The 19,211-nt window shown below is 65.8% G+C and carries 18 protein-coding genes; 8 read left to right on the top strand and 10 right to left on the bottom strand.

The features are described from left to right. Nucleotides 1-61: 61 nt before the first annotated feature. Both ACQR1F_RS19110 and ACQR1F_RS19105 read right to left on the bottom strand, forming a co-directional pair. Nucleotides 62-460 (bottom strand): hypothetical protein, encoded by a 399-nt coding sequence (locus ACQR1F_RS19110; RefSeq protein ID WP_316238719.1) that lies wholly within the window; start codon nucleotides 458-460, stop codon nucleotides 62-64. Between the two features lie 27 nt (nucleotides 461-487). Next, complete coding sequence (locus ACQR1F_RS19105; protein WP_316238718.1) at nucleotides 488-718, bottom strand: hypothetical protein; 231 nt, start codon at nucleotides 716-718, stop codon at nucleotides 488-490. A gap of 100 nt (nucleotides 719-818) precedes the next feature. Between ACQR1F_RS19105 and ACQR1F_RS19100 the strand changes: the two genes are divergently transcribed. Both ACQR1F_RS19100 and ACQR1F_RS19095 read left to right on the top strand, forming a co-directional pair. Continuing rightward, a complete protein-coding gene (locus ACQR1F_RS19100) occupies nucleotides 819-1,637 on the top strand; it encodes a helix-turn-helix domain-containing protein (RefSeq protein ID WP_315804268.1) in 819 nt (272 codons plus the stop codon). 66 nt (nucleotides 1,638-1,703) lie between these two features. Continuing rightward, the gene (locus ACQR1F_RS19095) at nucleotides 1,704-2,369 is read left to right on the top strand and encodes a DsbA family oxidoreductase (protein WP_315804267.1); all 666 of its coding nucleotides are present in this window, start codon (nucleotides 1,704-1,706) and stop codon (nucleotides 2,367-2,369) included. Here ACQR1F_RS19095 and ACQR1F_RS19090 read toward each other — a convergent pair. From ACQR1F_RS19090 to ACQR1F_RS19080, 3 genes are all read right to left on the bottom strand, one after another. Beyond that, nucleotides 2,347-3,582 carry a GNAT family N-acetyltransferase gene (locus ACQR1F_RS19090; protein ID WP_316238717.1) on the bottom strand — a complete coding sequence of 412 codons (1,236 nt, stop codon included), beginning with the start codon at nucleotides 3,580-3,582 and terminating at the stop codon, nucleotides 2,347-2,349. The two genes, ACQR1F_RS19095 and ACQR1F_RS19090, sit on opposite strands and share 23 nt — an antisense overlap. 139 nt (nucleotides 3,583-3,721) lie before the next feature. Further along, nucleotides 3,722-4,768 (bottom strand): HD-GYP domain-containing protein, encoded by a 1,047-nt coding sequence (locus tag ACQR1F_RS19085; protein WP_316182497.1) that lies wholly within the window; start codon nucleotides 4,766-4,768, stop codon nucleotides 3,722-3,724. A 210-nt stretch (nucleotides 4,769-4,978) separates the two neighbouring features. Further along, complete coding sequence (locus ACQR1F_RS19080; protein WP_316238716.1) at nucleotides 4,979-5,368, bottom strand: hypothetical protein; 390 nt, start codon at nucleotides 5,366-5,368, stop codon at nucleotides 4,979-4,981. 249 nt (nucleotides 5,369-5,617) lie between these two features. Here ACQR1F_RS19080 and ACQR1F_RS19075 point away from each other — a divergent pair, with 249 nt between their 5' ends. Together ACQR1F_RS19075 and ACQR1F_RS19070 are read left to right on the top strand one after the other, a co-directional pair. Further along, nucleotides 5,618-7,102, top strand: a complete 1,485-nt coding sequence (locus tag ACQR1F_RS19075; protein WP_434913643.1) for a caspase family protein — start codon at nucleotides 5,618-5,620, stop codon at nucleotides 7,100-7,102. Nucleotides 7,103-7,381: 279 nt separating this feature from the next. Next, entirely contained in the window at nucleotides 7,382-9,355 is a 1,974-nt protein-coding gene (locus ACQR1F_RS19070; RefSeq protein ID WP_434913642.1) for a pyrroloquinoline quinone-dependent dehydrogenase, read from the top strand. Between the two features lie 15 nt (nucleotides 9,356-9,370). Here ACQR1F_RS19070 and ACQR1F_RS19065 read toward each other — a convergent pair whose 3' ends face one another. Further along, nucleotides 9,371-9,622, bottom strand: coding sequence for a PilZ domain-containing protein (locus tag ACQR1F_RS19065; RefSeq protein WP_315716061.1), 252 nt, complete (start codon nucleotides 9,620-9,622; stop codon nucleotides 9,371-9,373). Nucleotides 9,623-9,769: 147 nt separating this feature from the next. Continuing rightward, on the bottom strand, nucleotides 9,770-10,228 hold the full coding sequence (locus ACQR1F_RS19060; RefSeq protein WP_409997964.1) for a PaaI family thioesterase: 459 nt from the start codon (nucleotides 10,226-10,228) through the stop codon (nucleotides 9,770-9,772). Nucleotides 10,229-10,482: 254 nt separating this feature from the next. On the opposite strand from ACQR1F_RS19060, the gene ACQR1F_RS19055 reads away from it, so the two are divergent. Together ACQR1F_RS19055 and ACQR1F_RS19050 are read left to right on the top strand one after the other, a co-directional pair. Then, nucleotides 10,483-10,779: a hypothetical protein gene (locus ACQR1F_RS19055; protein WP_316182504.1), complete on the top strand. Its 297-nt coding sequence runs from the start codon at nucleotides 10,483-10,485 to the stop codon at nucleotides 10,777-10,779. A 111-nt stretch (nucleotides 10,780-10,890) separates the two neighbouring features. Further along, nucleotides 10,891-11,136 (top strand): hypothetical protein, encoded by a 246-nt coding sequence (locus ACQR1F_RS19050; RefSeq protein WP_315804260.1) that lies wholly within the window; start codon nucleotides 10,891-10,893, stop codon nucleotides 11,134-11,136. Between the two features lie 339 nt (nucleotides 11,137-11,475). On the opposite strand, the gene ACQR1F_RS19045 is transcribed toward ACQR1F_RS19050, so the two are convergent. Beyond that, a complete protein-coding gene (locus ACQR1F_RS19045; protein WP_434913684.1) occupies nucleotides 11,476-11,715 on the bottom strand; it encodes a DUF6894 family protein in 240 nt (79 codons plus the stop codon). A gap of 1,268 nt (nucleotides 11,716-12,983) precedes the next feature. Then, nucleotides 12,984-13,277, bottom strand: a complete 294-nt coding sequence (locus ACQR1F_RS19040) for a hypothetical protein (RefSeq protein ID WP_434887764.1) — start codon at nucleotides 13,275-13,277, stop codon at nucleotides 12,984-12,986. Nucleotides 13,278-13,844: 567 nt separating this feature from the next. On the opposite strand from ACQR1F_RS19040, the gene recA reads away from it, so the two are divergent. Then, nucleotides 13,845-14,933 carry a recombinase RecA gene (recA, locus tag ACQR1F_RS19035; protein WP_315804259.1) on the top strand — a complete coding sequence of 363 codons (1,089 nt, stop codon included), beginning with the start codon at nucleotides 13,845-13,847 and terminating at the stop codon, nucleotides 14,931-14,933. Nucleotides 14,934-15,228: 295 nt separating this feature from the next. Further along, nucleotides 15,229-16,308, top strand: coding sequence for a DUF1835 domain-containing protein (locus tag ACQR1F_RS19030; RefSeq protein ID WP_434872485.1), 1,080 nt, complete (start codon nucleotides 15,229-15,231; stop codon nucleotides 16,306-16,308). On the opposite strand, the gene gcvP is transcribed toward ACQR1F_RS19030, so the two are convergent. Next, a complete protein-coding gene (gene gcvP, locus ACQR1F_RS19025) occupies nucleotides 16,287-19,160 on the bottom strand; it encodes an aminomethyl-transferring glycine dehydrogenase (protein ID WP_434913641.1) in 2,874 nt (957 codons plus the stop codon). The genes ACQR1F_RS19030 and gcvP overlap by 22 nt on opposite strands. Between the last annotated feature and the right edge of the window lie 51 nt (nucleotides 19,161-19,211).

The following is a 19,211-nucleotide window of genomic DNA, read 5'->3' as shown; positions in this document are numbered from 1 at the left end:
AATCTCGGTTCGGTCGCGAGCGCCGGGCCGCTCGATCATGAAGCCCGGCGCTCACCGCCGGTCAGGCCGTGACCGCGACGGTGCTCCGGCGCAAGCCCATATACTGCAATTCGGCGAAGACGCCGGTGCCCACCGCCTGCACCGCGACGAATATCTCCCCGAGCACGTTCGGTGTGACGACGCCCGAGAACAGCAACGCGATGCTGCCGACCGTCCACGCCGCATTGCCGGCGATGACCAGAAGGATCAGCGGCCTTGGAGCCATCTGCCGCCAGCCCAGCCAGCCGACGAAGCCCGCGTAGACGATCAGGAACAGCCCGGTCTCGAGCAGCAGCGCGTCAGGCAGTTGCAGCAGCGTCGCCAGCGGCGAAGCGCCGAAGGTGAGCGCGAGTCCGGCAACGCCGCCGAAGGCGGCATCGGCGAGCAGGGCGCGGCGGAGCAGGGCGGACGAGGTGATCATGTCGGGTCTCCTTCGGTTGGGGGCGGTTCAACGGAACAAGGCCAGGAGCTGACGCCGCAGCCGCGCCGGGCGCAGCGAGCGCGCGGCTCTCGTCTCGATCGCGTACACCTGTGCGAAGACGAGGCTGCCCGTGACGTGCAGCAGCGACTCCGGCATGTTGAGCGAGCGCGCCAGCAGCGATGTCGCGAGACCCGCCAGCCATTGGCTGGCGGCGGTGAAGGGGAAGGAAAGGGTCTCGGGATCGCGCTGCCTGCTCATCGTCATCTCCTGTGGTGAGGACGATGACCTGCGCCGGGAGGCATTTCGATTACCTGGCAGATCATGGAGGCGCTGACGTCAGCGTGATAGGTCTCGGATCATGAATGCACAGCTTGCTTCGGCGCGCGCCGACCGCGCCAGACCCGCTCATGTCGGCGAGCACTTGCGGCAATGGCGGCAGCGCCGGCATCTGTCCCAGCTCGATCTCGCACTCGATGCCGAGATCTCGGCACGACATCTGAGCTTCGTGGAAACCGGCCGCTCCGCGCCGTCGCGCGACATGGTCCTCAAACTGGCGGAGCGACTGGACGTGCCATTGCGCGAACGCAACGTTTTGCTGGTGGCGGCCGGCTACGCGCCCGCCTTCCAGCAGCGCCCGCTGGATGATCCGGCGCTCAAGCCCGCGCGCGAGGCGATGAACCTCGTGCTCAAGGCGCACGAGCCCAACCCTGCGCTGGCGATCGACCGGCACTGGAACCTGGTCGCGGCGAACCGCATGATCGCGCCGCTGCTGACAGGGGTCTCCGAGCGGCTGCTTGCGCCGCCGCTCAACGTGCTGCGGGTGGCGCTGCATCCGGAGGGGCTCGCGGCGCGGACGGTGAACCTCGCCGAATGGGCCGGCCATCTGCTGGAGCGATTGCACCGGCAATGCGAGGCCACCGCGGATGCGGATCTGCTGAAGCTCTATGAGGAGCTGAAGTCCTATCCATTCCCCGCGCGATCGGCGCCGCTCGCGGCCGACAGCGTCGCGATCCCATTGCGGCTTCGGGTCGGCGATGACGTGCTGAGCTTCTTCTCGACGACGATGGTGTTCGGCACGCCGGTCGACATCACGCTGTCGGAGCTGGCGTTGGAGACCTTCTTTCCCGCCGATGAGCTCACTGCGCTCAGGCTGAAGGAGATGGTTACCTCGCCGTGACCCCGCTTGTGTTGGCCGCGCGTGGGCTTATGTTGGGCGCAGCCATGGGAACTTGGAGGCACGCGCATGAGCACCTTGAAGCCGCTGATCATCGATGTCGTCTCCGATGTCGTCTGTCCCTGGTGCTACATCGGCAAGAAGCGCATCGAGGAGGCGCTGAAGCTCGTGCCTGACGTGCCGGTCGAGGTGAACTTCCGGCCGTTCTTCCTCAATCCCTGGGTGCCGCGCGAGGGCATCAGCCGCGAGCAGTACCTCACGACCAAGTTCGGATCGGTCGAAGCCTACAAGGGAATCGCAGGCCGCGTGGTCGCGGCCGCGGAGCAGGAGGGGCTGAGCTATCATCCCGATCGTGTCGCCCGTCAGCCCAACACGATCGATTGTCATCGCCTGATCCGCTGGGCCGGCGAGATCGGCAAGGCGCCGGAGATGAAGCAGCGGCTGATGGAGTTGTACTTCCGCGACGGCGGCGATCTGACCGACGTCGAGGTGCTGGTACAGGCCGCAGCGGATTGCGGGCTCGATGCCGAGGTGGTCCGCAAGATGCTGGCGACGGACGAGGATGTGGCGCTGGTCTCGGCCCAGGCGCAGGAGGCCGCAGAGAAGGGCATCTCCGGAGTGCCGACCTACGTCTTCGCGCAGAAATACGCCGTCTCCGGCGCGCAGGATCCGCAGATGCTGGCGCGCGCCATCCGGCAGGTGTCGGCGGAGGTCAACGCCGAGGCGGCTGAGTAGCCGGCCGGCGCTTTCGGAGGGCGCGGATCCCGTGCACCGCGCGGCGTGCGATGGTCAGGCCTTCGCGTCGCGCAGTCAACGCGCCGTGAATAAGCTCGACGACCGGATCGCGCGCATAGAGCGGGATCATCACGTCGCCGATGGCGAGGCGTTCGCGCCATATCGGGTTGATCATGGGATGGTCGGGACCGGCGGTGGAGTCGGCGGCGTTGATCCTCGGATCCGCGCAAAGGTGCCGCGTCAGGTCAAGCGTCAGCTGGACACCGGGCGAGTATTTCGCGAAGCGCTCGTCGACGCCGAGCTTGAAGAAGAAGGCGCGATCCTGATGCCGCAAGACGACGCCCGCCGCAACGGTGGTGTCGCCCGCCATGAGGCTGATGATCTCGCAGGCCTCGTGCCGCGCCAGCGCCGGTGCAGCGCGTCGGATGAACGCCGCGTCGCCGTCGTGCTGGATCAGCGCAGTGCCGCGATGTCCCTTCCAGCCGCTCGCCTCCAGCACCAGAAACGTCTCCAGCGCAGTGGAGACGTCGCCGGGAGAGCGCGCGACCTCGAAGCGGACGTCGCCATGCTCGGCCAGCCGATGACGCAGGCGGCGCAGCTCCTTCAGCTTCTTGGCGCCAAGCGCGTCATGCAGCATCTGGTCGCCGACGCCGGTCGCATCGAGAAAGGCTCTTTCATAGGATTGCAGCACACGCGGGCGCAGATCCCCGCGACGAAGCGCCGCCTCGAACGCCTGCATCACGGAGCCTGCCAGCGACATGTCGCGCAGCAGCAGGGCCCGAGCGCCCGTTCGTCGCGCGGCATCGAGCAGTTGCGCCGCAGCCCGCTCCGCGCGCACGGCGTCGAGCAGCGGCGTGCACAGCGTGCCGTAGGGATGGCCGCTGGCGAGCGCAGGCAGGGGAAGCCTGCAGGCATGCCATAAAGAGGTCGTGGGCATCAGGCCGATGAGACGCGAGGGCTGATCGTCATCCCATGCGCACAGCGCCGATGTTCCGGTGCGGCCGCGCGCCGTGGCGTTCACCGCGCGTTCCCAGCCGGGCAGGTAATAGCCGTTCGGCTCGCGCGCACGCTGCGCCAGATCCTGCCATGCCTGCGGTGAAACGGTCTCCAACGGCACCAGGTCGGCGGCGCGCTCGCGCGCGAGCGGACCGGCCTGCTGGTTCCCTGCCGTCGATGAAGCAGTCGCCATCGCGCGATCGATGATCTCGGCCACGTCCCGATAATCCCCTCGCGAGGCGGACAACCCGCACCGCGTGGGCGACACTAGCGCAAAGCTGACAAGAGACGCTTGCCGCCGGCCAACAATTCGAATCGATGCGTTAACGGCCGGTTCAGCATGTCGCTGGATGCGGTCAGCGGATCAGCGCGACCTCGCGGAAGGCGCCGATCAGCGGCTTCTCGAGCTTGCCCTCCATCCCCTGGAGGATCTCATAGGCCTTCTCGCGCGTCATCACCGGCTTGTAGCTGCGATATTCGATCAGCGCCGAGAAGATGTCGGAGATGGTGAGGATGCGCGTCAGGTCCGGGATGTTGTCGGCCATCAGCCCGTCGGGATAGCCGCTGCCGTCGAGAAATTCGTGATGGTTGCGTACCGCCTTCAGCACTTCGTCGGTGATCGCTGCGTTGTCCTTCAGTGCATCGTAACCAGCCACGGGATGGGTTTCCACCAGCGTGCGTTCCTTGACGTCGAGCCGGCCCGGCTTGTCGAGAATGGTGAGCGGGATCTTGGCCTTGCCGATGTCGTGGAACATCGCGGCCATGTAGAGACGCTCCAGATCGGAGCTGTGGACGCCGAGGCTCAAGCCGAAATCCACGGTGATGCCGGTCACCAGCAGGCAGTGCTGATAGGTGCCTTCGTGATGGCGGCGAACGGTGGCGAGCCAGTCGGACAGACCGTTTTCCGCTATACAGTCGGCGATCCGCTTGCCCGCCCGCCGGGTCTCCTCGACGTCGATCGCAGTACCGCCCAGCACGGCTGCGAACATCGAGGCGATGCAGGACGCGCCTGCAAATGCAGCCTGGCGGTCGTCGGTCGCGATGCTCTTGGCTGCAGAACCGGGGCGCGCATCGAGCAGCTTTCCGAGCAACTGATTGCGGCTCGGCGTGCTCGACAGCACGCTCGTCGCACCGAGCGCATAGGCCTGGACCGTCGACAGACGGGATTTGTTGTTGGTCAGGAAGATCCGCCGCGGAATACGCGAGAGCCGGTCGGAGATTTCCTTCAATGCGGTGATGTTGTCGACGTGGCGCAGATCGGCGGCCACGACAATCGCGTCGATGTCGCCGCCTTTGAAGTCGGCATCACCGATCAGTTCAGATGTGAGCGAGCAGCGTTCGGCCAGCATGCCGCGAAGCATAGCGAGCTTGGCCGTGTCATCGCCGACGAGGTGAACGTTCATGGAAAACCAGGTCCAGGGTCATTCCGCGTTTGTGGGCCCCGATGTTCCGCAGGAATCGTTAAATTTGAGCCATTCGTTCGCTGTGCGGTTGCGGATTTGCGTTAGCCAAGAACTAACAATCTGCGAGCGGTGCGGTAGTCCGTTCCTGCCCGCCCACAGACAGGGCGAGTTCCGGTCGAGTTGGCGGATCCAGCTCGTCGTCGGAGGGAATTACTTGGTCGGCAGGACGGCTTTGTAATCTTCAGAAACACAGTCGTCGCCGGCCGCCGCGCGCCGCCGGTCGATGATCTCGTTGTGCCTGATCATGAGCCTATAGGTCTGGCGCCGAAGCGCGGTTCCACTGGCGGATATGATCTGAGCCCGCACGCAGGCGGTCCATGTATCGCCGGCATCGGCATGTCGGGCGGATGTGGCCTCGAGATCGCGCGGCAGCGTCGTTGCGACGAAGATCATGTCGAGATTCTTGCGCACGAGAAGGGCGACGTCCGGTGCGGCTTCGGGCGGCGGCGGCTCGGGCGCCTTGGCCCGCATGAAGGCCGGCAGGCGCGCATTGCTGTCGGCGGCGCAGCCGGTCAGAAGCAGCGCCGCGAGCAGCCCCACGTGTGACGCAATCCGCCGCATGTCGCATCGTTCCCCATTGCCGCGCAAGCTAGCGCGTAGCCAGTGATCACGGCTTTGCTGCGGGAATCTCGTGCAGCAACGATGTCGGGGCGCGGGCCGATGCGGCAAGAGCGGGCGTCGACGGCGCCGGCGGTGCGGCATCGTGCTCACCGGATTGTGCCCGTCGGGGTGAACCGGGTCACGAAACGGCCCGACCAACAGGCACGCCATGAGTAGATTGGAGATCCCATGTTTCGGTACGCTCTCAGGGCTGCATTGCTCGCCGGCGGCCTGTTCGCCGGCCTTGCTCCCGCATTGGCCGAAGGCAGCAGGCTGGCGCTGGTGATCGGGCAGTCGGCCTATCGTTCGGTGACGCCGCTGCCGAACCCCGCCAACGACGCCAAGGCAATGGCGAAGATGCTGGGTGAAGCGGGGTTCGACGTGACGACCGCCGCCGATCTGTCGCAGCGGGACCTCAACCGGGAGGTGGGCGACTTTGCTGCCAAGATCGCGGCCAAGGGACCCGACACGGTGGCGCTGGTGTTCTATGCCGGTCACGGCTTGCAGATCGATGGCGAGAACTATCTCGTACCCGTCGACGTCGATCCGCGGCGTGAAGCCGACATTCCGCTGCAGGCCGTGCGTCTCAACGATCTCCTGAACACGCTCAATTCGGTGCCGAGCCGGATGCGCATCCTGCTGCTCGACGCCTGCCGCAACAATCCGTTTCCCGCCATCAGCCAGAACGCGGGCCGCGGCCTTGCGCTGGTCGACACCAAGACCGGAGCGCCGGGCACCTTCCTGTCCTACTCGACCTCGCCCGGCGCGGAAGCCGAGGATGGCACCGGCGCCAACAGTCCCTACACCACGGCGCTGCTGCAGGCGGCGCGGGAGCCGGGCCTGCCGATCGAGCAGGCGTTCAAGCGCGTGCGCGTCGCGGTGAACAAGGTCACTGAGGGCCGTCAGACGCCATGGGATTCGTCGTCCCTGACGGAGGATTTTCGCTTCGTCGGGGCGACGGATGCGGGCGCTGCCAATGCGGGCCCGCGGCCGGCCGTCGCCAAGCGCAGCGTCGACGAATGGAAGCGCAGCCTGGAAGGCAAGCCGATCGAGGCCGCCAACGAAATCATCGTCGGCGACGGCAGCGTCGAGGCCTATGAGGCGTTCGTGGCGCTCTACACCGCGCCGCCCTATGGCCCGCAGGCGCGGGAATGGCTCGACCTCCACAACAGGATGGCCGCCTGGAACGAGGCGGTGCTGATCAATACGGTGGCGTCCTATCAGGGCTTTCTCGACCGCTATCCGAACAGCGACCTGACCCCGACCGCGCGCAAGCTGATCGAGCGCCTGCGCAACCGGCCGGTGGTGACGCCGGTCGTGGCGGCCGCCAATGCGGCGATCCCGGCCGCTTCGGCAGCCCCGCCGGTCGTGCCGGCCGTGGCCGCGGCAGGCCCCACCTGCCCATGCTCGCAGACGCCTCCGCCGGCCCGGAAGTCGGAGAAGCGGGTCGAGGAGAAGCCGGCGAGGAAGCGCGACGAGGACCCGCCCAAGCGCGCCGGCCGCACGCCCCGGCGCGACCCTGGCGACGATGTCGTCGTCTATGCGCCGCCGCCTCCGCCGCGCGTGTATTATGGACCGCCGGTACGCGTGGCGCCGCCGGTGAGCATCGGGATCGGCGGCGGCTATGGACGGGTGCCTCAGAACTATCCGGCACGGCGCGGCTACGGCTACTGAAGCTTGCTGACATCCGTGCATCGATGTGGCCGCCCGCAGGGGCGGCCATTGACGTTGGGCGGGAGGCGTTCGTTCGGGTCATCCTCTCGGTTCCGCCATTCGTCATCGCTCCTCACCACTCGTCCCGCGGATGCCGCCGTCCGTCCCATCCCGCTCGATCCGTCCGCGAAGGCTGCTTTCATCGTCCCGGTGCTCCGCTTCGGATGCCGTCTGAGGGAGGGAAGGGTCATGTCGTTGCGGCGAGCGGGTGTTTGCGCGGGCCTTGTCTGGAGCCAGCTGATGGTGGTGCCGGCCTTTGGCTGGCAGCACTGGGGCGGCGATGCCGGTGGAACGCGGTTCTCGCCGCTGGCGCAGATCACGCCTTCCAATGTCGATCGGCTGGTGCCGGCCTGGGACTATCACACCGGAGATCTGCAGAGCCGGCCGCCTGCAGCAGCCCTGCGCACCAAGTTCGAGGCGACGCCGATCCTGGTCGAGGACAGCGTGGTGTTCTGCACACCGTTCAACGAGGTGGTCGCGCTCGATCCCGGCACCGGCGCGCAGCGCTGGCGTTTCGACCCCAAGGTCGGTGACGGGCGGCGCCCGGCCAATCGCTATGCCTGCCGCGGCGTTGCCTATTGGGTGGACGAGCGGGCGCCCGCCGGCACGGCATGCCGCAGCCGGCTGTTCATGGGGACGGTCGATGCTCGCCTGATCGCCCTCGACGCCCGGACGGGACAGCCCTGCGCCGGCTTTGGATCGAACGGCGAAGTGCGGATCGACATCGGCAAGGACCTGCTGTGGCCGGGCGAGTTCCAGATCACCTCGGCGCCAGTGGCGGGCAGGGACGTCGTCGTGGTCGGCTCATCGATCGGCGACAATGTGCGGGTCGATGCGCCCAGAGGCACGGTCAACGGCTTCGATGCGCGCACCGGCGAGTCGCGCTGGAGTTTCGATCCGTTGATCCATGACGGCATCGCGGCGGGACATGCGAACGTCTGGGCGCCGATGTCGGTCGACGAGGCGCGCGGCCTCGTGTTCCTTCCGACCTCCTCGCCCAGTCCGGATTTCTTCGGTGGTGCGCGTCCGGGTGACAACCGGCACGCCGATTCCGTGGTCGCTTTGCGGATCGAAAGCGGCGCGCTGGCCTGGTCGTTTCAGACCACCCATCATGACGTCTGGGACTACGATCTGCCGGCGCAGCCGATGCTGGCGCGGATCGAGACCGGGCAGGGGGCGCGTGACGTCGTGATGCAGCCGACCAAGCAAGGCTTCGTGTTCGTGCTCGACCGCGACACCGGCGCGCCGGTCTGGCCGGTGGAGGAGCGCGCAGTGCCGCAAGGCGCGGTCGAGGGTGACGTTCTGTCGCCGACGCAGCCGTTCCCGACCCATGTGCCGCCGCTGCTCGATCAGCGCTTCGCGGCGGGTGATATTTTCAGGGCCGTGCCGCGCGTCCTGGATTCCTCCTGCGATGATCAGCTCGCGCCGTTGCGCAATGAGGGTCTCTACACGCCACCGACGACTCAGGGCACGCTGCTGTTTCCGATGACCGGCGGCGGCGTGAACTGGGGCGGTGCGGCGTTCGATCCCGTCCACCAGATCCTCTACGCCAATGTCAGCCGCGCCATCCACATCGTCAGGCTGATCCCGCGCGCAGAAGCCGACCGGATGAAGGCGCCGCGCGGTGTTGATTTTGGACTGCAGCGCGGAGCGCCGTTCGCCGTGACACGGGCGGTCGCGATGTCCAGGCTCGGCCTGTTGTGCAACCGGCCGCCATGGGGCGAAATGGTTGCGGTCGACCTCAAGGCCGGAAAGATCCTGTGGCGCTCGACCGTCGGCACCACCGAGGATCGCGCTCCGCTCGGACTGGCGTTCAAGTGGGGCACGCCGCTCGTCAACGGCGTCGTGGTCACAGCCGGCGGCCTCGTCTTCACCGGCGCGATGGACGCCTATCTGCGCGCCTTCGACGCTATCTCAGGTCAGGAGCTCTGGCAGGGCCGGTTGCCCGCGCCGGGCGTCGCCAATCCGATGACCTATCAATGGAAGGGCGAGCAATTCGTGGTGATCGCAGCGGGGGGTCATTCGGAGGCGGGAACGTCGCTCGGCGACAGCGTCGTGGCGTTTCGGCTGGCGCGGGATGGCGAAGGGCCCTCGCTATGGTCACGGACGATTGATCGCCCCGGCGGACGGTTTGCCGCCGGTGTGCTGCTCGCGGCCATTGTGCTGGTTGGTCTGTTCGTGGCGTTGTGGCGATGGCGCCTGCGGCGGGCCTAGCCCTCCGCACCGCCATCAGTCGAATGCGACGCCGATCCGCTTGTCGTGGCTCCAGACTGCGTGGCAGCGCCGCGTGAACTTGTCGGCCGGGATCACAAGCGTGAAGGCTTCGGGCAGACCGACCGGGCTGACCACCTCGACCCTGGCGCCGGTATCGGACATGTTGCGGACCATGCAATCGACCGCGCCGCCGCCGTCGAACGCCAGCCTGCCCTGCTTCAGCACCCGATGCCTCGGTGCAATGCGCTTGTCACTCGTCTCGCTCATGGCCTGTAACCCGGTGCCGAATGGCGTCACCTTTCGCGTCAAAAGCACCTAAAATAAATCACGCTCGCGTTTCGATCAGATGAATCCGGCCCGCGAGGCCCGGGCCGTCGCCTTCACGTTTCGTTAACCCCGGCCGGGCCGCGCGGATCAGAGCATCGCGAAGGCGCTCGACACCATGGCCACCGGCTTGCCATCGCCGGCGCTGGTCAGTGTGACCCGGCCGAAGCTCATGGTGCGGCCCATCCGCACCACGCGCGCATCCGCCAGCACGTCGGCGGAAGCAATGGCGCGCATGAAATGCGTGGTCTGGTCGACAGTGGTCATCGGCCGGTAGCCGCCGCTGGCGGTGACCATCCCGATCACCATCGCGGTATCGGCAAAAGCCATCAGCGCCTGGCCGCAGACAACGCCATTGTCGCGGCAGAGCCGCGGCGAGAACGGCATGCGCAGGATGGCGCCGGCTTCGCCCAGCGGGGAGGGCGCGATGTCCTCGACGATCAGGCCAAGATCCTTGATCCAGGGAGCGAACACGTCATCGAGGATTCGCCTCGCGTCGTCGATGGTGAAGTTCGGGGTCTCATTCGGCACGCGCGGAGGTCCTCCCATGGTCTTGTCGATTTGTCTCGTCGACTTTTGTCGCCGCGATCGGCGGAGCCGCCGGAATGTTGCCGCAGAGCGGCGGCTTGAAAAGGCCGGAGTTGGAAAACTATGATGATGGCACACCGTGGAACAGACGGCAGGTGCGCGCAGACGGTGCGGCCGCGAACATCCCGGCCTGCGGTCCACCGTTTCGGCACAGTGCCGCGGGCTTGGCGCATGGCGAGGCGATGGTATAAGGCGCCTCTACCGGGGAGTAACCAATGAAGAAGCTGATCGTGACGATGGCGGTCGCCGTGCTGGCAGGCTGGGCGGTTCCCGCGATGGCGCAAATGCCCAATATCAACCTTCTCGCCGACGGTCCCTCGAAGACGCCCGAGGAAAAGGAAGCTGAAGCGGCGCGGGAGCAGGCCTACAAGGATACCATGCGCAAGATTCCGGACGCCAAGACGAGCGCCGATCCCTGGGGCAACGTCCGCGCGGCGGAGCAGCCCAAGGCGGCGCCTGCCATGAAGACCACTGCGGCCAAGAAGCCGAAGGCTGTCGGCAGCACCAATTGAGATTTATCGCGTTCGGGTCGGGCGGGCTCTGACCCTCCGGGCCGATTGCGGACTCGGATTCCTCGCGGCCCCGTCTATATTGACGGTGTGGCAGCGCGTTGGAGTTCGTCGATGGGGATGCGGCCCCGGGACATTGCCAGCCGGATGGCGGCCCGGCGCCAGAAGGGCGCCGCACAGGCTCGGGACGGCTACGTTCGCGACACGTTCACGCTGCCGCGCGAGCAAGCGCGCGCCAAGGCCCGCGACTATCTGACCCGCTATCCCAAGGCCGGCTACATGAGCGCCGTCGAAAGCTGGCGCGAGCTTCCCGACGGGGCGATCGAGTTCACGATGCGGCGGCTTCCCAGCGCCGATTGAACGATTCCGGCAAGCGCCTCATTCCTTTTCGCCAAGAAGCTTGCGTGTGTCGCGATTGATGAAATGAAGCCGCGTGCAGGCCTTGCAGACCACGGTTTCATAGGAGCACGTGGGATCGCCTGGCTTCGGCTCTTCCAGCCAATGCTGCACGTTCATCCCCGTTCGCGGACATTTGAAGATCAGATTACCCATACAAATTTAAATGTCTGCCAGGATGCAGACCGGCATTTTGATCTCGATCAAGCTCGGCTGCCGAAATGACGCGCAGTCGACCTCGCCGGCCACAGGCTGAGGTTGTGGTTCTCGTCGGTGACAATCCACAAGAGGTCTGGCGAGCCGTCAGGCCTGATCCAGCGACTCGGCGACGATCCGGATGCGGAAGACCGGCTGCCGTGCCTCGTCGAGCAGCTCCATCTGCCATTCGGAGTTTTCGGCGAGCTTGCGCGAGATGCTGCTGGCCATGTCAGCGCAGACGGTGGTCATCTCTTTCCAGGCTGCGTTGCGGTCGGCGCACTCGGTCCCATACTCGGACGCGCCTGAGAAGTGGCCGTTGCGGATACGAAAGTAATAGAGCGGCATTGCCAAAACCGGTGAGCCCTGACCGCCCCAGGCCGCTGGGTTTGATGTACGCACCACAAATGGAAGCGCAAAACCCACTCGGATCAATTCCGGTAAAATACGGTCGGTCGCGCTGTTCGCTTCGGTTAGGCTGATTGCCGTTGGTGATGTGCGGCGCAACCGGGCACAGCGAAGGCCGACGAATGAGCCTCGGACCGCCGCGGTCCGAGGCTCGGCGTCAACGTCGTAGCTTCCCAGCAAGGGCAGTTCGGCAATGACATAATTAAATTAGTACGAAACCTGTCGGCGTGCCTTGCGTCAGATCAAGGTTGCAATCTCGATCAACCGCCGCGGGACGCACTTGGCTGCGGTCGAAGATCCGTTCCGGCACGACTGTCAGTCGGTAGGCAATCTGCGTCGCGCCGTCGACCATTTCCAGGAGTTCGTCGCAGGCCGGACAACGCCTCTCTCCCGCGGCGCCTTGCTGCGAGTGAAGCTCGATCCTTTGAAGGCCGGCCCTGCAGGACGGACACGTCACGTCATCTCTTGTCATCGCCGATATGAAGCGCAGCGCCCGCAATCCGTTCCCCGACATCACGACAATGACGGAGGGAGATGCATCCCGAGCGGAGCTATCAACGTCGAAAGCCCCGGACGTGGTCCGGGGCTTTCTTTCGGCGCGGATGGTTTCAGGGCCGTGCGCCTACGGGTGACGGAGCCTGCAAATGTTGGAGCTGGCAGGCTGCAAGGGATCGGTCGACGCCGCATCACTGACAATACATCACGGACAATACGGGTCAGCCATCATCGCAACGAACAAACAAATCCGGGGCTGATCAAAAATTTGCTCAGACGTACGACAACCACGATTATATAACGCAACCCAAAGTTTATGACAATGGTTTGTGGCTTGAAGATGTCGTGGGCGCGGGGGCGCCGCGTGATGCGGGTCACGCGGGTCTCGTCCAGGCCGTTCCTCAGGCCGGCATGAGGAGCTTGCGCGAATGGCACGCTAACCCATCCCTCGGGCGTGGTCCGACACGAAGTTGTCCGAGGTTCGTCGTTTCATCTGTCGCTCGTCATATGGCGGCCGCCGAGCTGGTCGGATCCGCGTGCTGCGGAACTTCGCGGCCGGACGCCGCGTGCAGGGCGGCTGCACATCTGCATCGAAATCGTGCGTCTGCACGCACGATGAGCCGAACAAAAGCAGAAGAGGCGAGGGAACTTCGTTCTTCTCAGGAGAACCACGGACCGTGCGATCTACGCACGCGTGTAGGAGTTTGGTAGTTTCAAGGAAAAGTCTTGACGAGCTCGATCGGCCCGACGATCGCGGCATTGAAGTCGGCGAGGTCTTCGCTGGGAATCCAGTACTCGAGATGCTCTCGGCCGCCGGCCTCATGCACTTCGTACGCGTCGATGAAGCGTCGCAGGATCGCGAAGCGCAGCACATGGCCGCAGCCGCTCGCCGGTACGTTCAAGTCCCTCGCGATCTTCACGGCATAGGCCTCGGTCAGCACCGGGTAGAAGATCGGCTGCTCCGGAAGGCGCGGCGGAAACGCCCGCATGCCCGAGGCTGCGATCAAGGCGAACTCCTTTGGGCCGACCGGGCGCCACAGCGTGAGGGTCTGTTCCTTGTTGGATCCGGTCATGCTGGTCCCGAAAATTGGAAGCGGTAGGGGGCTCACAGAGAAGGACCAGCAGGATGATAGGGCACGGTCGAGACCACGATAACAACTTATAATTGAAGTGGCGTCTGTCACTGGCGCGAGAGGCGAGGTTGGAGCGCTCGGACAGGCCGGTCGTAATTCGCATGATCGCCGGTCGGCGGCTGCGCCGCTCGCGCGCATGGCCTCCGCCTTCAGCCGAGCCAGGATCCTCTCGCGGTCGCCGTCATCCAGCATCCCTTACTTCGCTTGTGGGCGCGCTCGTCGGGCAGCGCTTCCTCGGCGGTGCTCGGTGCACTGGGCGCCGGCCCCTCGAGCGGCAGGCGTGTCCCCGCGGCTGTCAGGGGTTTGCGAAGAGAAGAGGCGTGATTGTCGAGAAGAACATATTGCGAACAAAGAACGGATGGAGTACATTCACCTCAAGATTGCTGGCCGACCTCGTTAACCGTTTGTCCATCTCGCGAATCCCCGCCATAAGGAGCGCCAATGTCCGCCACCGCCCTGCGTATCGTCGAAGGTTCCTCAATGGATAAGAGTAAGGCGCTCTCTGCTGCGCTGTCCCAGATCGAACGTCAGTTCGGCAAGGGCTCGGTGATGAAGCTGGGCAAGAACGACCGCTCGATGGATGTCGAGACGGTGTCGACCGGCTCGCTCGGGCTCGACATCGCGTTGGGGATCGGTGGGCTGCCGAAAGGGCGCATCGTCGAGATCTACGGTCCGGAATCCTCGGGCAAGACCACGCTGGCGCTGCACACGGTGGCGGAAGCGCAGAAGAAGGGCGGCATCTGTGCCTTCATCGATGCCGAGCATGCGCTCGATCCGGTCTATGCGCGCAAGCTGGGCGTCAACATCGATGAGCTCCTGATCTCACAGCCGGATACGGGTGAGCAGGCGCTGGAGATCTGCGACACCCTGGTGCGTTCCGGTGCGGTCGACGTGCTGGTGGTCGACTCGGTGGCGGCGCTGGTGCCGAAGGCCGAGCTCGAAGGCGAGATGGGCGAGTCGCTGCCGGGCCTGCAGGCCCGCCTGATGAGCCAGGCTCTGCGCAAGCTGACGGCCTCGATCAACAAGTCCAACACGATGGTGATCTTCATCAACCAGATCCGCATGAAGATCGGTGTGATGTACGGCTCGCCGGAGACCACCACCGGCGGCAATGCGCTGAAATTCTATGCCTCGGTCCGCCTCGACATCCGCCGCATCGGCGCGATCAAGGAGCGCGACGAGGTGATCGGCAATTCCACCCGTGTGAAGGTGGTGAAGAACAAGCTGGCGCCGCCGTTCAAGCAGGTCGAGTTCGACATCATGTATGGCGAGGGCGTCTCCAAGATGGGCGAGATCCTCGATCTCGGCGTCAAGGCCGGCATCGTCGAGAAGTCCGGCGCCTGGTTCTCTTACGATAGCCAGCGTCTCGGGCAGGGACGTGAGAATTCGAAATCGTTCCTCAAGACCAATCCGGACATGACCGCCAAGATCGAAGCCGCGATCCGCCAGAACTCCGGCCTGATCGCCGAGCAGATCCTGGCCGGCAATGCCGAGCGCGACGCCGACGGCGAGGAGCCGGCGGAGGAGTAGAGCTACGACGGCGGCGGGTGCCATGGACGTCGTGTTGCCGACGTTCCGGCGCCCGTTTGCAGAAGTGTGGTGTTCTGCCGAAATCTGCGTTGCTGCATGACCAATGCAGTGAGCCCGGGTTTCTGAGCGCCGGATACGATCTTCAGCGCGAATAGTCGAAAGCGTGCGGGCGGACGAGCGGACCGGATCCGCGCGGCGGCACCGACGTTTCCGGCGCCGGTCCTGGGCGCCGGGAGCCGATTGCGAACGTGTTGATAGCGCCTTGAGCCAATCAGGTCGTGCCGGAGCCAACAGCATGACACGTTTGATTTTAGCGGCCGATGATCCCAGCGCCGGAGCGCTTCGGAGGGGCGGCTTTGCCGACCTGGTGGTGCCAATTCTCCATCGTTTCGTGTGGGGACCGCTGCCATCCGATGCCGAATTATCGGCTTATCTCGTCCAGCGCACCGTGCGACGGAAGCGGGGGCATTGGTTGGATTTCGCCTCGCGCGTCGACTTCATGGCGGTCGGCGGGCGGAGTCAGAGTTTTCTCGAACTTGTCGACCGTTGCGATAGCGTCGAACTGTGGATGGGGACCCGTCCGAACGATCAGTTGGTGCTGATCTGGCTCTTGGATTATCTGCGCGATTACGCCGAGATCGCGACGAAGATCGTGTTGCGACACCTCGATGCGCCAGTCTTCGACGCCTTGGCCAGACAACCCGCCGGCCGGACCATTGCCGGCGTGGCGCTCGCGCGTGAGCATCTCGACCTGGGCCATCTGGCATGGCAGGCGTTTCGGACGCCGACGCCGCAAGCCTGGTTCGATCTGTTGAAGCAGGATCTCAGTGCACTGCCGCAGCTTCGCCGCTGCGTGCAGGAGATGCTCGATGAGCTTCCCGGTGTTGCCACGGGCCTGGGAGCATCGGAACTGCGAATCCTCGAATTGCTGTCAGCCGGCTATCAGCACCCCTTCGACCTGTTGCCGCATCATCGGGATCGCTTTCAACGCCGCGTCTATGACTATTGGGAAGGAGGCACGTTGCTTGACGGTCTGGCACTCGCGCCGGTGCCGGCAATTTCGGGCCTCGACGAATGGCCGTTCTCGGTCGAGATGCACGACAGCCGTGAACGCCTCGAGCGCTACAAGGCCAGCAGGCTGTCGCTGACGCCGCTCGGCAAGGCGATCCTCGCCGGCGAGGAGGATTTCAGCAGCCATAATCCGATCCGGCGCTGGTGGGGCGGCACCGAATTGATCAACGCCAATCTCTGGCGTTGGCATGCGGTGCTCATCGCTCCGGATCCGGGCACGTCTGACGTCATTGTTTGCCGCGAGCCGTGGCGCCCGATCGCTCGGAACATGCGTGAGGAAGCTTACTCCGCCGCCTGGGCGTAGTCCGCCACCGGCGGGCAGGAGCACACCAGATTGCGGTCGCCGTAGACGTTGTCGACGCGGCCGACCGGGCACCAGTACTTGTCGGTGCGCGAGGTGCCCGCGGGGAAGCAACCCTCGCTGCGGCGGTAGGCCCTGTTCCAATCGTCGTCGGCGATGTCGTGCACCGTGTGCGGCGCGTGGCGCAGCGGCGAGGCCTCGATTCCGAAGCGGCCCTGCTCGACCTCGGCGATCTCCTTGCGGATCGCGATCATGGCGTCGCAGAAGCGGTCGAGCTCGGCCTTGGATTCCGATTCCGTCGGCTCGATCATCAAGGTGCCCGCCACCGGGAAGCTCATGGTCGGCGCATGGAAGCCGTAGTCGATCAGCCGCTTGGCGATGTCGTCGACGGTGACGCCGCTGCTCTGCTTGAGCGGCCGCGGGTCGATGATGCATTCATGCGCGACGCGGCCGCGCTCGTTGCGGTAGAGCACCGGAAAATGCGCATCGAGCCGCGCCGCGACGTAGTTGGCGTTGAGGATCGCAATCTCGGTGGCGCGGGTCAGGCCGTCGCCGCCCATCAGCAGCATGTAGATGTAGGAGATGGTCAGGATCGAGGCCGAGCCGTAGGGGGCGGCCGAGACCGGCCCGACCGGATGCGCGCTCGCGCCGTCGGTCGCGGGGTGACCGGGCAGGAAGGGCGCCAGATGCGCCTTCACGCCGATCGGGCCCATGCCCGGGCCGCCGCCGCCATGCGGAATGCAGAACGTCTTGTGCAGGTTGAAATGGCTGACATCAGCGCCGTAATCGCCGGGCCTGGAGAGGCCGACCTGCGCATTGAGGTTGGCGCCGTCGAGATAGACCTGTCCGCCGTGGGCATGGACGATGTCGCAGATGTCGCGGATGTGCTCCTCGAACACGCCATGCGTCGAGGGATAGGTGATCATGATGGCGGCGAGCTTGGCGCCATGCGCTTCCGCCTTGGCCTTGAGATCGGCGAGATCGACATTGCCGCCTGCATCGCAGCCGACCACGACCACCTCCATGCCGGCCATGTGCGCGGAGGCCGGGTTGGTGCCGTGGGCGGAGGAGGGGATCAGGCAGATGGTGCGGTGGCCCTCGCCGCGGGCGGCGTGGTAGCCGCGGATCGCCAGGAGGCCGGCATATTCGCCCTGCGCGCCCGAGTTCGGCTGCAGCGACACGGCGTCATAGCCGGAAATGCGGCACAGCCAGTCGGTCAGATCGGCGAACATCGTGTGATAGCCGGCCGCCTGCGCGCGCGGCACGAACGGGTGCAGGCTGGAAAATTCCGGCCAGGTCAGCGGGATCATCTCGGTGGTCGCGTTCAGCTTCATCGTGCAGGAGCCGAGCGGAATCATCGCGCGGTCGAGCGCGAGGTCGCGGTCCGCGAGCTTGCGCAGATAGCGCAGCATCTCGGTCTCGGAGCGATGCGCGTGGAACACCGGATGCGCGAGGTACGGCCGCTGCCGCTTGAGCTCGGCCGGCAGCGCCTCGCGGGCTTCCGCCTCGATCGTCGTGTAGGAGAGGTCGCCGCCGAATGCGCGCCAGACGGCTTCGACGACATCGGCCGTCGTGGTCTCATCGAGCGCGATCCGCAGCCTGCTGCCGTCGCGGCCAAGATTGATCCGCTCGCCTTCGGCGCGGGCGATGATCGACTCGGACTTGGCGCCGGCCTCGACGGTGATCGTGTCGAAGAAGGTCTCGCTTTCCGGCGCAAAGCCGAGCTTGCGCAGCCCCGCAGCCAGCACCGCGGTCCGCCGATGCGCGGTGCGGGCGATCGCCTTCAGCCCATCCGGGCCATGATAGACCGCATACATCGCGGCGATCACCGCCAGCAGCACTTGCGCGGTGCAGATGTTCGACGTTGCCTTCTCGCGCCTGATGTGCTGCTCGCGGGTCTGCAGCGCCAGCCGATAGGCGGGGGCACCGCGCGAATCGACGGACAGGCCGACGATGCGGCCGGGCAGCGACCGCTTCAGCGCATCGCGCACCGCCATGTAGGCCGCATGCGGTCCGCCATAGCCCATCGGCACGCCGAAGCGCTGCGCCGAGCCGATCGCGATGTCGGCGCCGAGTTCGCCCGGCGAGGCAATCACGGTCACGGCCAGCAGGTCGGCGGCCAGAATCGCCAGTGCGCCCTTGTCGTGCAGCTTGGCGATCGCGGCGCGCGGATCGCGCAGCGCGCCCGTCGTATCCGGATATTGCAGCAGGCCGCCGAACACCTCGGCGCCGTCCAGATCCTTGGCGGGATCGCCGACGATCAGCTGCCAGCCGAGCGGCTCCGCGCGGGTGCGCAGCACCGACAGCGTCTGCGGATGCACGTTCCGATCGACGAAGAATGCCTTGGTCTTCGCCCGTGCCGACCGCTCGGCCAGCGCCATCGCTTCCGCGGCCGCCGTGGCTTCGTCCAGCAGCGAGGCGTTGGCGACGTCGAGCCCGGTGAGATCGCAGATCATGGTCTGGAAGTTGAACAGCGCTTCCAGCCGGCCCTGGCTGATCTCCGGCTGATAGGGGGTGTAGGCCGTGTACCAGGCCGGGTTCTCCAGGATGTTGCGCTGGATCACCGCCGGCATCAGCGTGCCGGAATAGCCCTGGCCGATCAGCGAGATGAAGACCTGATTCCGTGCCGCCAGTGCACGCATGTGCGACAAGGCTTCAGTTTCGCTCAACGCCGGCTCGAGGGTGAGCGGCGCCGCCTGCCGGATCGTGCCGGGCAGCGTCTGCGCCATCAGCTCCGCGACGCTCTTGGCGCCGACGGTCTCCAGCATCGCCGCGACGTCGCGCGGCGAGGGACCGATATGGCGGCGGGCGAAGCTGGTGGCGGCATCATCGAGCGGCTTGAGCGGCATGGTCATGAGCAAATCCTCTATGCCTCGTCATGCCCCGCGACGGCGGGGCATCCAGTA

Source organism: Bradyrhizobium sp. HKCCYLS3013 (assembly GCF_051167615.1).
GTDB lineage: Bacteria > Pseudomonadota > Alphaproteobacteria > Rhizobiales > Xanthobacteraceae > Bradyrhizobium.
Note: the sequence above shows the minus strand (reverse complement) of the source record. Positions and strands in the feature narration are given on the sequence as shown.